This window comes from Halarchaeum sp. P4, assembly GCF_051195175.1.
In the GTDB taxonomy this organism is placed as follows: domain Archaea; phylum Halobacteriota; class Halobacteria; order Halobacteriales; family Halobacteriaceae; genus Halarchaeum.
In genome coordinates this window covers 1252940-1267835 of the sequence record NZ_JBNTKC010000001.1, presented here as the reverse complement: position 1 = coordinate 1267835, position 14896 = coordinate 1252940, and the positions used below count along the sequence as shown (strand labels likewise).

At 64.3% G+C, this 14896-nt stretch carries 11 protein-coding genes and 1 tRNA gene; 10 read left to right on the top strand and 2 right to left on the bottom strand.

Features of this window, described 5'->3' with window-relative positions; all coding sequences use genetic code 11:
• The first annotated feature begins 6 nt into the window (after positions 1-6).
• The 3 genes from ACQUS8_RS06805 (at position 7) to ACQUS8_RS06795 (ending at position 2126) form a co-directional block, all read left to right on the top strand.
• On the top strand, positions 7-663 hold the full coding sequence (locus ACQUS8_RS06805; protein WP_435098788.1) for an HVO_0476 family zinc finger protein: 657 nt from the start codon (positions 7-9) through the stop codon (positions 661-663).
• A gap of 66 nt (positions 664-729) precedes the next feature.
• Positions 730-1356 carry a protein-L-isoaspartate(D-aspartate) O-methyltransferase gene (locus tag ACQUS8_RS06800; RefSeq protein ID WP_435098785.1) on the top strand — a complete coding sequence of 209 codons (627 nt, stop codon included), beginning with the start codon at positions 730-732 and terminating at the stop codon, positions 1354-1356.
• Between the two features lie 41 nt (positions 1357-1397).
• A complete protein-coding gene (locus ACQUS8_RS06795) occupies positions 1398-2126 on the top strand; it encodes a protein-L-isoaspartate O-methyltransferase family protein (RefSeq protein ID WP_435098782.1) in 729 nt (242 codons plus the stop codon).
• Here the strand turns inward: ACQUS8_RS06795 and ACQUS8_RS06790 are convergent.
• Positions 2123-2575 (bottom strand): DUF7382 domain-containing protein, encoded by a 453-nt coding sequence (locus ACQUS8_RS06790; protein ID WP_435098779.1) that lies wholly within the window; start codon positions 2573-2575, stop codon positions 2123-2125. The two genes, ACQUS8_RS06795 and ACQUS8_RS06790, sit on opposite strands and share 4 nt — an antisense overlap.
• A gap of 352 nt (positions 2576-2927) precedes the next feature.
• Between ACQUS8_RS06790 and ACQUS8_RS06785 the strand changes: the two genes are divergently transcribed.
• A complete protein-coding gene (locus ACQUS8_RS06785) occupies positions 2928-5480 on the top strand; it encodes a BGTF surface domain-containing protein (RefSeq protein WP_435098776.1) in 2553 nt (850 codons plus the stop codon).
• A 291-nt stretch (positions 5481-5771) separates the two neighbouring features.
• Positions 5772-6671 (top strand): archaeosortase A, encoded by a 900-nt coding sequence (artA, locus tag ACQUS8_RS06780; RefSeq protein WP_435098773.1) that lies wholly within the window; start codon positions 5772-5774, stop codon positions 6669-6671.
• Between the two features lie 220 nt (positions 6672-6891).
• Here artA and ACQUS8_RS06775 read toward each other — a convergent pair.
• Positions 6892-6964, bottom strand: a tRNA-Asp gene (locus tag ACQUS8_RS06775).
• 190 nt (positions 6965-7154) lie between these two features.
• On the opposite strand from ACQUS8_RS06775, the gene ACQUS8_RS06770 reads away from it, so the two are divergent.
• From ACQUS8_RS06770 to rpoA2, 5 genes are read left to right on the top strand one after another with little or no spacing between them, the layout of a single operon-like run.
• Complete coding sequence (locus tag ACQUS8_RS06770) at positions 7155-7382, top strand: DNA-directed RNA polymerase subunit H (protein ID WP_123074353.1); 228 nt, start codon at positions 7155-7157, stop codon at positions 7380-7382.
• A complete protein-coding gene (locus ACQUS8_RS06765; protein ID WP_435098769.1) occupies positions 7382-8941 on the top strand; it encodes a DNA-directed RNA polymerase subunit B'' in 1560 nt (519 codons plus the stop codon). Before ACQUS8_RS06770 ends, ACQUS8_RS06765 begins: the two co-directional genes overlap by 1 nt.
• 3 nt (positions 8942-8944) lie before the next feature.
• The gene (rpoB, locus tag ACQUS8_RS06760) at positions 8945-10771 is read left to right on the top strand and encodes a DNA-directed RNA polymerase subunit B (protein ID WP_435098766.1); all 1827 of its coding nucleotides are present in this window, start codon (positions 8945-8947) and stop codon (positions 10769-10771) included.
• Positions 10772-10774: 3 nt separating this feature from the next.
• Entirely contained in the window at positions 10775-13711 is a 2937-nt protein-coding gene (locus tag ACQUS8_RS06755) for a DNA-directed RNA polymerase subunit A' (RefSeq protein ID WP_435098763.1), read from the top strand.
• The gene (gene rpoA2 / locus ACQUS8_RS06750; protein ID WP_435098760.1) at positions 13712-14896 is read left to right on the top strand and encodes a DNA-directed RNA polymerase subunit A''; all 1185 of its coding nucleotides are present in this window, start codon (positions 13712-13714) and stop codon (positions 14894-14896) included.

Below are 14896 nucleotides of genomic sequence, written 5' to 3'. Positions count from 1 at the left end.
CTACTCATGAGCGAACACGTCGAACGGGCGCCGGTCGCGTGCCCGTCCTGCTCCCCGGACCAGGAGACGGTCCACGAGATCCTCACCACCGGGGGCGGCAACGCAACCGTCCGCTGCACCGAATGCGGACACACCCACAAGGCACCCCTCGAAGACGAGACCACCGTCGAACCCACCGTCGTCGTCTCCCAGGACGGCGAGTCCTTCACCGCCTCCGTCGCGATGCCCGCCGACGAACGCGTCGAGAAGGGCGACGAGTTCATCCTCGAGACCGACGAGGTCATCATGCAGGTTCGGGTCACCGCCATCGAAGTCGGCCCCGAAGAGCGCGTCGGACGCAGTGACGCCGGCGAAATTGATACCATCTGGTCGCGTGCCGTGGACAACGTCACCGTCCCTATCACTGTCCACCCGCGCGACGGCGAGGGCGACGGCACCCGCAGTCTCGACCTTCAGCTCCCCGGCGACCAGGAGTTCACAATCGGCGAGACCTACGAGTTCGGCGACGAGGAGTTCGAAGTCGAAGCCGTCCACGTCCGTGACGACGCCGTCGCCAACTACGACTTCCAGAAACTCGGCCACGAAGGCGACACCGTCCTCGCCAAGGACGTCAAGCGCATCTACGGCATCGACAAGTCCTCACAGGCCTGGTCCGCCTGGTAACCGCATAGCGGGACACCCCACCACACGGCCCCCACTTTTTCACTCGCGCCGCGCGCGCACCCGTACATGGAGTACGAGGAGGAACGAGCACGCCTCGCCGACCGCCTCGAACGCCGCCACGGTATCGACGAAGACGTCGCCGAGGCGATTCGCGCCGTCCCCCGCCACGAGTTCGTCCCCGAGGACCGACGGGAGAGTGCCTACGCCGACCGCCCGCTCCCGATCGGCCACAACCAGACCGTCAGCGCCCCACACATGGTCGCCGTGATGACTGACCATCTGGACCTCGAGGCGGGCGAAGACGTCCTCGAAATCGGCACTGGCTGTGGCTACCACGCCGCCGTCACCGCCGAACTCGTCGGCGCCGAACACGTCTACAGCGTCGAATACATCGTCGACCTCATCGAGGACGCCCGCGAGAACCTTGCCGACGCCGGCTACGGCGATATCCACGTCCGTCACGGCGACGGCCACGACGGCTGGCCCGAGTACGCCCCCTACGACGCCGCCTACCTCACCTGCGCCGCCGACGAGATACCCGACGCCGTCATCGAGCAGACCCGCAACGGTGGCCGCGTGCTCGCCCCCGTCGGCGACCTCGCACAGGACCTCGTCCTCGCCCACGTCACCGACGACGGCGTCGAGCGCGACCACCTCGGCGGCGTCCAGTTCGTCCCGATGCAGGGCGAGTGAGTCGTCGGACAGTTCAAGGCCCTCCACGCTAACTGAGACGTATGGAGTACGCCGCCGCCCGGGACGGCATGGTCGACAGCCTCGAACATGAACTCCGGGGCGTCGTTGACCCCGAACCCGTCGGCGAGGCGATGCGCGCCGTCCCCCGCCACGAGTTCGTCGACGCCGACCACCGCGCCTACAACGACCGCGACTTCGAGGAGTACGGAACGCGCGTCCTCGCACCTAGCACCGTCGGCCATCTCCTCCAAGCACTCGCCCCCGAACCCGGCCACGACGTCCTCGTCGTCGGCGCCGGTGTCGGCTACACGAGTGCCGTCCTCGCCGAGATCGTTGGCGCCGAGCACGTCCACGCCGTCGACATCACGCGCCGCGTCGTCTGGACTGCCCGCGACAACCTCCGACGTGCCGGCTACGCGGGCGCGCTCGTCGACTGTCGCGACGGCGCTCGCGGCCTCCCCGAGTATGCACCCTTCGACCGCATTCTCGTCGAAGCCGCCGCCGTTGACGTCCCGCGCGCCCTCCGTGACCAACTCGCCGATGACGGCCGACTCGTCATGCCGCTCGGCACCGGCGAGCAACGACTCGCTGTCGTCGAAGACGGCGACGTCACCGAAGGCGACACCGTCGCGTTCGCACCGCTCCTCGTCGACGGTGAACAGCACGGCGTCCCCGTCAGAAACAGGACCGAACGCGAGGACCGCGAACACGCACAGAAACACCACGAACGACGGCGCGGCTGGGAGCTAGACTGGATCGACTGGGACTAGCGCACCACGAGGATGTCCGTGTTCCCCCGACGGTCCGCGTAGTTCCCGTTCGGCGGCTTGATGGCGATTTCGAGTGTCCCCTGCCCATGTGTCGCTGTCAACGTCGGCGTCACCTCGAACGTCGCGACGCCGCTCGCGTCCGTGCGTGCCACGACCGGGCCACCGCTTTCGAGACCTGCCGTCCCAGGCATCAGCACGACCGCGACGTCCGAGACCGGTTGCCCGTTCGGTTCCACCGTCTCGACCGTAATTGTCTGCGCGCCAGTCTGAACGACGTCCGGCGTCGGCCGTGCGTCCAGCTCCGTCGTCGTCAACGCGCCGACGCCGGACACCATGTTCAACATCACGCCGAGGACGGCTGTACCGACGACGAACGAGATGACGAGGCGAATCGGGAGGCCCGCGATACCGCGGTCCTCGCCCGCTGGGAGGAAACCAGTAATTTGCACGACCCCTCGTGGCCCCATCCCAGTACTTGAACGTTCGCGTGCATAGGACGCCGATAGCCGGCCGGGAAATCGATGGCTGTAGCTTCCGGCCTTTATGTGCCTCTGAGAATTTGTCCCTGAATAAAGAACAGATACTACCAATCCACCAGACGCCGTCATTCACCGGTCTGACGGGCGAATCGTGGCACACAATCACACAATTTCACGGTGTCGAGCACCGAATACAACACAAAGTATTTACCCGCGACGACAGTTGTACGAGGTGTACCCCTACCGACCGGCAGACGCATTCAGTACCGTCGGCACCCGTCGACGGGAGCGATGTCGAAGCCGAACCAGCATACAACAAACTATGACAGGATCCAATTCCAAGGTCCGCGCAGTCTTCCTCTCCGCGCTCATGGTGCTCTCCGTCTTCGGAGGCGCCGCCACGTTCGCGGGTGGGGCTGCTGCGGCGACTGGTCCGACGACGCTCCAGAGTGGTAGCGTTGTTCCGAACCAGTCCATCAACACTTCCGAGACGTATAGCTTCAACGTTACTGCAACAATTGACAACGTCAACACGTCTGACGGCACGACGAACGCGTACACGAACTTCTCATTCGGTCAGCTCAACCTGAGCTCCGCAACCGTCACGGACCAGACGGTCGTGTCTACTGGTGCCAACACCAACACAACTAACGTTGGCACTAACTACGCTCAGAACTTCGTCAACATCACGTGGGACGACGCGAACGGCGCTGAGAATGACACCCTCAAGGTGTCCTTCCAGGTCAAGCAGGTCAAGACCCCGTCCTCTACGGGCAACTACGACGTGATGGTCTCCTCGGACACGAACGCTGATGGTACGTTCGAGCTCCAGAACGTCGTCGTTGATACGGTCAGCGTTGACACTAAGTCGCCGACCGGTAGTGCCGATGCTGTCACGACCTCTGGTAAGACGTTCTTCCAGGGTCAAGAAGTCCTCTTCGGTGGCTACGGCTCTGGTGAGGACCTGACGCTCTCGCGTGCGTCTGACGGCCAGTTCATCTCCGAGTACGGTGCGAACGCCAGCGGTCAGGTCTGGGTCGACACGTCCGACCTCTCCGCGAACAAGTACTGGCTCAACGGTTCGAGCAAGAACATCAAGTTCCAGGTCGCAGTCCAGACGCTCAGCGCTAACTTCCAGAAGGACTCCGTCTCTCAGGGCGAATCCGTCGACCTGAAGGTCAAGTCCAACCGGAACACCTACACGCTGAACGTCTCCTCCGACAGCTTCTCCGGCTCGGAACTCAAGAAGGTCCTTAGCGGCTACAGTGGCACGGCCACGGTCGCTCCGGACAACGACAGCGTCCTCCAGATCTCCAGCTTCAACCGCGAGCGTACGCTGACGTTCAAGCCGACCTCCAGCAACTCCGAGGTCGGCCCCGCGAACTTCTCGTTCCAGGCTTCGGACACCACCGCACAGGCATCTGACAACATCGAAATCACGAAGGCCGGCGACGTCGTGGCCAACGTGAAGAGCACCACGGGCAAGTCCACGGTTCAGGTCCCCCGCGGTGACATCGCGGACATCGTCGTCACGCTCAACAACGCTGACCAGGGTTACCTGGTCCTCGGTGGCGACGACTCGAACTACTACGCAAACATCTCCGTTTCGGACGGTGACGACGACGGGAAGGTTACGGTCGAGTTCAACACCTTCCTCGCCGCCCGTAACGTCAACGGCTCCGTCGTTGACACGGCTGACAACGATGACGACGCGACTCTCGACAGCCAGACGCCTAACTCGCTGAGCCAGCTCCTCGGCTCCGGTGCGTACGACCTTCAGGTCCGCGCCGGTAACGTCAACGCGAGCCAGACGCTCAACAACCCGGACAACCTGGGTACGCTCTACATCCAGAACCGCCAGACCACCAGCATCCAGTCGTGGGTCACCCCGAGCAGCACGCTCGACAGTGGCTCCGACGTGAGCGACATCCTCTCCGCTGTCGAGAACGGTGAGCTCACGCAGTCCGGCAAGGTCGCCATCGGCGACACGCAGGTCTTCGCGGTTCAGGCCACCGGCATCTTCGGTGCCTACGAGAACGACAGCAACCTGGCGAACCTGACGAACCAGTACGAGTTCACGCTCAACCAGACGAACCCTGGTCCGAACCTCGATCCGAAGGTTCTCCAGAGCTACACCGGTATCTCCACGGTCGCTGACGCTCAGAACAACACCCTCTACATCATCGCGAACACGCAGAACCTGAAGTTCACCCGGAACGCCGGTACGAACCAGGGTCTCGCGATGAAGGACGGTGACAAGTTCAACGCGTCCTTCCGTGTCTACAGCAAGAGCGACAAGTCCGGCGCGCTCCTCGTCCCGAAGAACGAGAAGACGCAGCTCGTCAGCACGATGACGTCTGCTGCGGCGCCCGACATCTCGCTGAACACGGGTAACGACGACACGATCGAGGTCGCCAACAAGGCGAACCAGAAGGTCTCGGGCACGACGAACTACGCGCCCGGTACCGAGATCAAGGTCACCCTCCGCTCCGACTCGAAGCAGTCGCCCTTCATCGTCTCGAACTCCTCTGACGTGACGGTTAACGGGACGTTCACGGCGACCTTCGACATGAGCGACTACGAGGTCGGCACCAACTTCACGGCAGTCGCCAAGAAGTCCGGTGGCGTCTCCTCCGATGAGGTTGACGGCGTGATCGTCGAGTCCACTGGCACGACGACGTCCACGACGTCCACGACGACGTCCACGACGACGTCCACGACGACGTCCACGACGACGTCCACGACGACGTCCACGACGACGTCCTCCACGACTACGACGTCCACGACGAGCGGCGGTACGCCCGGCTTCGGTGCCGGCCTCGCCCTCGTCGCGCTCGCTGGCGCTGCGCTCCTCGCGCTCCGCCGCGACAACTAACGCCAACAACGACTGACCGGCGTTACCGGTCACTTGACGTTCTCCTTTCTTTCGACGCTACTCGCGTAGCGGCGCGTTTCGCTCGTGTTGCACGACCACTGATACCGATCGCTGACGGTAGTGGCGTGAGACAGCACTGAGCGAACGCTCGGTCTACGGTGATAGCGGCGTCCGCTATGCTCTTAGAGGAGGGTAGTCTACGTGACTGGCGTGCTGGACGGTTTCAAAACGTGGCTGACTCGCGTGACCGTCATCCATATACTTCCGAACGCCCAATCAACGGCTATCACTATGGCGCTCGAAACCACGAACACGCTCGCGTGGGTCGTCGTCGTGTTGTTCGCGGCGAGCGCTCTCCTCAGTATGTTCGAACGCGAGCGGCACGCTCGGGTGCTCGCGGGCGTAACGTGGCTGGTGTTCGCCGTGTTCTGGGCGCTTCTGGTGCCGCACTTCTGGTTCGTTCAGAAGAGCGTCATCGAGACCGTCCTCATCGCGGCCGCAGTTCCGGGATGTGCATACGTCGGCTATCTCGTCTACGCGTCGCGTCCGTCGTTGATGGTCCTCTCGCGCGCCGTCGCAGTCATGGGTGTCATCTACCTCCCCGCCCTCACCGTTGACTGGGTCGCGCGCCGCCTCATCACGGCGACGACGATGCAGAGCGCGTGGCTCCAGCGCGTCCTCGGCTATCAGCCGGACGTCCTCACTGGCCCGACTGTCGAGTCGTCTCATACGGGGTTCCCGCACGCGTTCCTCTACGTGGTCGACGGCCACCGCTATCTCCTTGAGGTCTTGCTCGCGTGCACGGGAATCGGGAGTATCTCGCTCGTCGCAGGTATCATCGTCGCGCTGAACGCTCCCGTTCGCCGGCGTCTGCTTGGGTTGTCCATTGCTGTACCCGTCATCTACGCGCTGAACGTCATTCGCGTCACCTTCATCGCCATCGCGCACGGGAACCAGTGGTTCGGCGGGCCGCTCGCGGAGCGCTTCGTCGCGCTCGTCTTCAGCCCGACGCAGGTGAACGCGGCGTCCTACTACATCGCTGACCGCGTCATCGCGCAGTCGCTCTCTGTCGTTGCACTCGTGATAATTACGGTTGGCCTGCTCCGACTACTTCCGGAACTTGGGACGGTCGTCAGCGACTTACTCTACGTCGCAACCGGGAAAGAGTACGACCTAACTTCGCGCGAGTAACGCTGGGGCCGCTCGGTTCCGGGGTTTGGGAGAGGGCCTGTGCTTCGCTCTTCGTGATACCCGACAGTTCTCTCCCGTCTCGCGACCCTAGCTGATGCTCATAGGGCTAGTGGTGCCGAAAGACGACTAGAACGGTGAGACGATTGTCTGTAAACGTCGGAACCATCTCCGCATTCTCGGATGCGAATCTAACCGCTACCAAACGTGAGTATCAGAGAAGCGCCCGGAGCGGGATTTGAACCCGCGTCACGACCGTGACAGGGTCGTATGATGGGCCACTACACCATCCGGGCATCGGACGCATTTCTTCGTAGCCGGGTGAAGTAATTAAGACTTTCTTTCCGCACCCCTCATAGTCACGGGTTGACGCGGCCGGGACCCACTCGCACGCGCACGGCTCCTTGATAAGACTTAACCCTCATGCCTGTGAAAGAGCCTGTAGTATCTCGTGAGAGCCGCTTCTGCCCCCACCCAGGTGCACCCATGGTAGACGTAAGCCAACACGAACTCGTTCCCGAGCACACCGTCCTCCCTGAGGACGAGGTAGAGGACGTCCTAGAAGAGTACGGCATCGAGCGAACGTCGCTCCCGAAGCTCAAGCGTCGCGACCCCGCTCTGCCGGACGACGCTGAGCCGGGCGACGTCGTGAAGGTTGTCCGCGACTCCCGAACCACGGACGAAGCCATAGTGTACCGACTTGTCATCGAATAATGCAACAGGAAGACCGACGCCAACTGTCGAGAGCGTATTTCTCGAAGGAACGGCTCGCCGAACACCACTACCGCTCGTTCAACGCGTTCCTCGAGCGGGGAATGCAGGACGTCGTCACCGAGAAGGGCCGCATCGAGACGGACATCGGTGACAAAGAGGACCAGGAGCCCGTGTTCGTCGAACTCGGGGACGTGCGCGTTACGACGCCGCGCGTCCGCGAGGCTGACGGGTCCGAGGAACTCCTCTATCCGCAGGAGGCCCGCCTCCGCAACATCACGTACTCCGCGCCCGTATTCATGGAGATGAGCATCGTGCGCGGCGGTGAAGAGGAGGAGGAGACGGTCCTCGACACCACCGAGACCAAGGTCGGCCGGATGCCGATCATGGTCGGCTCCTCGAAGTGTAACATCGCGGACTTCAGCGACGAGGAACTCGTCGACATCGGTGAGGACCCCGCCGACCCCGGCGGCTACTTCATCGTTAACGGCTCCGAGCGAGTGCTGATGACCTCGGAGGACCTCGCGCCGAACAAGATTCTCGCGGAGTACGACACGAAGTACGGCGACGAGATTCAGGTCGCCAAGACCTTCAGCCAGCGCCGCGGCTACCGCGCGCTCGTGCTCTGTGAGCGCAACCGCTCGGGTATCCTCGAGGTGTCGTTCCCGTCCGTCTCGGGTTCGATCAACTTTGTGACGCTCGTGCGCGCGCTCGGCCTCGAGTCCGACGAGGAAATCGTCCACCGCGTCTCCGACGACCCGGAGATCGTGAAGTTCATGCTGGAGAACCTGGAGGAGGCCGACGTCCAGACCGAGGAGGAGGCCATCGAGACCCTCGGCAAGCGCGTCGCCTCCGGGCAGGGTAAGGACTACCAGCTCAAGCGCGCGAACTACGTCATCGACCGCTACCTTCTCCCGCATCTCCACGAGGAGGGCGTCGAGGACGAGGAGACGCGCATCAACAAGGCGTACTACCTCTGCCGGATGGCCGAGGCCTGCTTCGAACTCGCGCTCGGACGGCGCGAGTCCGACGACAAGGACCACTACGCCAACAAGCGCCTGAAGGTCAGCGGCGACCTCATGAAGGACCTCTTCCGTACCGCGCTCAACAAGCTCGCGCGTGACGTGAAGTACCAGCTTGAGCGCGCGAACATGCGTAACCGCCAGCTCACCGTGAACACGGTCGTGCGCTCCGACGTGCTGACCGAGCGCCTTGAGCACCCCATCGCGACGGGCAACTGGGTCGGCGGCCGCAGCGGCGTGAGCCAGCTCGTCGACCGGACCGACCACATGGGTGTACTCAGCCACCTGCGCCGGCTTCGCAGCCCGCTCTCGCGCTCGCAGCCCCACTTCGAAGCGCGTGACCTGCACGCGACCCAGTGGGGTCGCATCTGCCCCTCCGAGACGCCGGAGGGACCGAACTGTGGGCTCGTGAAGAACTTCGCGCAGGCGATGGAGCTCTCACAGAACGTCGACGACGAACAGGAACTGAAAGCCGAACTCTCCTCAATGGGCGTGGAGGGAGTGCCCGGTCTGCGACAGGAGACGCCCGCGGACGACTAACACATGAGTCAGGCACGAGAGGCGAAAGTCTACGTCAACGGCAGTCTCGTCGGGACCCACCCGGACCCGTACGAACTCGCCGAGCAGATCCGTGAAGCGCGCCGCCGGGGCGACGTCTCCGAGATGGTCAACGTCTCGGTGAAGGACCGTACTCGCGAGGTCATCGTGAACGCCGACGCCGGCCGAGCCCGGCGCCCGCTCCTCGTCGTCGAGAACGGTGAGACCCTCGTCACCGACGAGGAGGTCGAAGCCGTCCAGAACGGCGAGATGGAGTTCGAGGACCTCGTCGAGAAGGGGAAGGTCGAGTACATCGACGCTGAGGAGGAGGAGGACATCCTCGTCGCCGTCGAGGACGACGAGCTCACCGAGGACCACACGCACCTCGAGATCGACCCGCAGCTCATCTTCGGCATCGGTGCCGGGATGGTTCCGTACCCCGAACACAACGCTTCTCCGCGTATCACGATGGGTGCGGGGATGATGAAGCAGAGTCTGGGCCTGCCGGCGGCGAACTACCGCATCCGGCCGGACACCCGCCAGCACGTCATGCACTACCCGCAGTCGGCGATGGTGAACACCCAGACGACCGAGCAGATCGGTTACGACGACCGGCCTGCCGGGCAGAACTTTACGGTCGCCGTCATGTCCTACGAGGGCTTCAACATCGAGGACGCCCTCGTCATGAACAAGGCGTCGGTCGAGCGCGCGCTCGGTCGCTCGCACTTCTTCCGCACCTACGAGGGTGAGGAACGCCGCTACCCAGGTGGGCAGGAGGACCGCTTCGAGATCCCGGGCGACGACGTCCGTGGCTCGCGCGGGGAGGACGCCTACACGCACCTCGACGACGACGGCCTCGTGAACCCCGAGACGGTCGTCGACGAGAACTCCGTCCTGCTCGGGAAGACGTCGCCGCCGCGCTTCCTCGAGGAGCCGGACGACATGGCGGGTCTTAGCCCGCAGAAGCGCCGCGAGACGTCCGTCACGATGCGCTCCGGTGAGGACGGCGTCGTGGACACGGTGACGCTGATGGAGGGCGAGGACGGCAGCAAACTCGCGAAGGTTTCGGTGCGCGACGAGCGCGTCCCGGAACTCGGCGACAAGTTCGCGAGCCGACACGGTCAGAAGGGCGTCATCGGCCACCTCGCGCCGCACGAGGACATGCCGTTCACGCAGGAGGGCGTCGTGCCTGACCTCGTCCTGAACCCGCACGCTCTGCCGTCGCGCATGACGGTCGGTCACGTGCTGGAGATGCTCGGCGGGAAGGCGGGTGCGCTCGACGGCCGCAGCGTCGACGGCACCGCCTTCACCGGCGAGGACGAGGAGGAGATCCGAGAGACGCTCGAGACCCACGGCTTCGACTCCTCCGGGAAGGAACAGCTCTACTCCGGCGTCTCCGGCGAGAAGATCGAGGCCGAGATCTTCGTCGGGACCATTTTCTACCACAAGCTCTACCACATGGTCTCGAACAAGGTTCACGCCCGCTCCAAGGGTCCGGTGCAGGTGCTTACGCGCCAGCCGACCGAGGGGCGCGCCCGCGAGGGTGGTCTCCGTCTCGGTGAGATGGAGCGTGACACCGTCATCGGCCACGGTGCGGCGATGGTCCTCAAGGAGCGACTCCTCGAGTCCTCCGACCAGGAGTACGTCCACATCTGTGGGAACTGTGGGATGACCGCCGTCGAGAACCGCGAACAGCGTCGTGTCTACTGTCCGAACTGCGGAGAGGAGACGGACGTGCACAACATCGAGATGAGCTACGCGTTCAAGCTCCTGCTCGACGAGATGAAGGCGCTCGGCATCGCGCCGCGCCTCGAACTGAAGGACGCAGTCTAACCCATGTCAACAGGCCAGTCACCCAAGGAAATCGGCGAAATCAGCTTCGGGCTGATGGACCCCGAGGAGTACCGTGAGATGAGCGCAACGAAGGTCATCACGGCCGACACCTACGACGACGACGGGTTCCCCATCGACATGGGGCTGATGGACCCCCGTCTCGGCGTCATCGATCCCGGCCTCGAGTGTAAGACCTGCGGGAACCGCAGCGGTTCCTGTAATGGCCACTTCGGCCACATCGAGCTCGCCGCACCCGTCATTCACGTCGGGTTCGCGAAGCTCATCCGACGCCTCCTCCGGGGGACCTGCCGGAACTGCAGCCGACTCCTCCTCACGGAGGACGAGAAGGAGGAGTACCTCGGGGACCTCGAGCGGACCCGCGGACTCCGCCAGGACGTCTCCGACGTCACGAAGGCCGCCATCCGGGAGGCGCGCAAGAAGTCCAACTGCCCGTACTGTGGCGAGACCCAGTACGACGTCAAACACGAGAAGCCGACGACCTACTACGAGGTCCAGCAGGTGCTCGCCTCGGACTACTCCGAGCGTATCGCGTCGGCGATGCAGCCGGACCCCGACGAGGACGACGCGGGCATCAGCCCGCAGGCGCTCGCCGAGGAGACGGACATCGGCATCTCGCGCATCAACGAGATTCTGAGCGGCGAGTTCCGCCCGCGTGAGGAGGACCGGAAGGCCATTGAGAAGGCCATCGGCGCCGACCTCACGACGGAGGACATGAACAAGCTGATGCCGAGCGACATCCGGGACTGGTTCGAGGACATCCCGGGCGAGGACCTCGAAGTGCTCGGCGTCGACTCGGAGAAGTCCCGTCCCGAGTGGATGATTCTCACCGTCCTCCCGGTGCCGCCGGTCACGGCGCGGCCGTCCATCACGCTCGACAACGGTCAGCGCAGTGAGGACGACCTGACGCACAAGCTGGTGGACATCATCCGCATCAACCAGCGGTTCATGGAGAACCGCGAGGCGGGTGCGCCCCAGCTCATCATCGAAGACCTCTGGGAGCTCCTCCAGTACCACGTCACGACGTTCATGGACAACGAGATCAGCGGCACGCCGCCGGCGCGCCACCGCTCCGGCCGCCCGCTGAAGACGCTCAGCCAGCGCCTGAAGGGCAAGGAGGGTCGCTTCCGCGGGAGTCTGTCCGGGAAGCGCGTGAACTTCTCCGCCCGGACCGTCATCAGCCCGGACCCGACGCTCTCGCTGAACGAGGTCGGCGTCCCCGAGCGTGTCGCGCGCGAGATGACGCAGACGATGGTCGTCAACGAACAGAACATCGAGCGGGCGAAACAGTACGTCCGCAACGGTCCCGAGGGCCACCCCGGCGCGAACTACGTGAAGCGCCCCGACGGCCGACGCGTCCGCGTCACCGAGAAGGTCTGTGAGGAACTCGCCGAGCGCATCGAGACGGGCTGGGAGGTCCAGCGCCACCTCATCGACGGCGACATCGTCATCTTCAACCGCCAGCCGTCGCTCCACCGGATGTCCATCATGGCCCACGAAGTGGTCGTGATGCCGTACAAGACCTTCCGGCTGAACACCGTCGTCTGTCCGCCGTACAACGCCGACTTCGACGGCGACGAGATGAACATGCACGCCCTCCAGAACGAGGAGGCTCGTGCGGAAGCGCGCGTCCTCATGCGCGTGCAGGAGCAGATTCTCAGCCCGCGTTTCGGACGGAACATTATCGGCGCGATTCAGGACCACATCAGCGGGATGTACCTCCTGACGCACGACAACCCGTCCTTCAACGAGACGCAGGCACTCGACCTGCTCCGTCAGACTCGGATCGACGAGCTCCCGCCGGCCGACGGCGTCGACGAGGACGGCAACGAGTACTGGACGGGCTACACGCTGTTCAGTGAACTCCTGCCGGACGACCTCAACCTCGAGTTCAAGTCGAGTTCGGGCGAGGACGTCATCATCGAGGACGGCCAGCTCATCGAGGGCACTATCGACGAGGACGGCGTCGGCGAGTTCGGCAGCGACATCGTCGACACCATCATGAAGGTGTACGGCGCGACGCGCGCCCGCATCTTCATCAACGAAGTCGCGGCGCTCGCGATGCGCGCCATCATGCACTTCGGGTTCTCCATCGGCATCGACGACGAGTCGATTTCCGCGGAAGCTCAGGAGCGCATCGACGACGCCATCGACAACGCCTACGAGCGCGTCGAGGAGCTCATCGACTCCTACCAGGCGGGCGAACTCGAGAGCCTGCCCGGCCGGACGGTCGACGAGACCCTCGAGATGAAGATCATGCAGACGCTCGGCAAGGCCCGCGACTCCGCGGGTGACATCGCCGGCGACCACTTCGACGACACGAACCCGGCCGTCGTCATGGCCGAGTCCGGCGCGCGTGGGTCGATGCTGAACCTCACGCAGATGGCCGGCTGTGTCGGCCAGCAGGCAGTGCGCGGCGAGCGCATCAACCGCGGCTACGAGGACCGCACGCTCAGCCACTACAAGCCGAACGACCTCTCCGCGGAGGCCCACGGCTTCGTCGAGAGCTCCTACACGTCCGGTCTGGACCCCAAGGAGTTCTTCTTCCACGCGATGGGTGGCCGCGAGGGCCTCGTCGACACGGCAGTCCGTACGTCGAAGTCCGGCTACCTCCAGCGCCGCCTCATCAACGCGCTCTCCGAGCTCGAGACGCAGTACGACGGTACGGTCCGGGACACCTCGGACACCATCGTCCAGTTCGAGTTCGGCGAGGACGGCACCAGCCCCGTCCGCGTCGCCTCCGGCGAGGAGAACGACATCGACGTCGACAGCATCGCCGACCGCGTCCTCGAGTCCGAGTTCGAGAGCGAGGCCGAGCTCGAGGAGTTCATCGGCGAGCGCGAACCGCCGACGAACCTCTCCGAGCACGGCGAGTCGTGGACGATGGAGGGCGAAACGTGGAGCGCAGAGGGTGATGACTAAATGACCGAAATCACGGACGACATCGAGGCCGTCGTGGAGGACGCAGACCTCCCGCGCCGGCTGAAGGAGCGAGTGTACGACACCATCGAGGCCCGCGAGGGCGTCGACGTCGAGAACGCCAACTACATCGCGAAGGCCGTCGAGGCCCAGTACACCTCCTCGCGGGTCGACCCGCTCGACCCCGTCGGGACGGTGAGCGCGCAGTCCATCGGCGAACCCGGGACGCAGATGACGATGAACACCTTCCACTACGCGGGCGTCGCGGAGATCGACGTCACGCAGGGTCTCCCGCGACTCATCGAGCTCGTCGACGCCCGGAAGAACCCGGACACGCCGATGATGACCGTTCACCTCGAGGACGAGTATGCGACCGACCGCGAGCGCGCCCACGAGGTCGTCTGGAACATCGAGGCGACGAAAATCCTCGCGCTCGGGGACATCTCGACGAACGTCGCCGACATGGTCGTCTCCATCGACCTGAACGAGGATACCCTCGCCGAGCGGTGGCCGACCGTCGACAGCACGACGGAGATCGCCGGCGAGATCGCGGACACCATCGAGGACAACCTCGGCGTGAAGGTCACGCAGAGCGGGACCGTCCTCGAGTTCGGCCCCGAGGAGCCGTCCTACCGCGAGCTCCTGCAGCTCGTCGAGCAGCTCCGCGAAATCGTCTTCAAGGGCATCGAGGACATCAGCCGCGTCGTCATCCGCAAGGAGGAGACGGAGAACGGCGAGGAGTTCGTCCTCTACACGGAGGGCTCCGCGTTCAAGAAGACGCTCAAGATCGAGGGCGTCGACGCCTCCCGGACGACGTGTAACAACATCCACGAGGTCCACAAGACCCTCGGCATCGAGGCGGCCCGCGAGGCCATCATCGACGAGACGATGACGACGCTCGAAGAGCAGGGTCTCGACGACGTGAACATCCGCCACCTGATGCTCGTCGCGGACATCATGACGAACGACGGCACTATCCAGTCCATCGGCCGCCACGGGATCTCCGGCAACAAGGACTCGGTGCTCGCACGTGCGGCATTCGAGGTGACGGTGAACCACCTGCTCGACGCCGCCATCTACGGCGAGGCAGACGACCTCGACGGCGTCATCGAGAACGTCATCGTCGGGAAGCCCGTCCGCCTCGGCACCGGCGACGTCGACCTCCGCATGGGCACCACGAGCGACTAA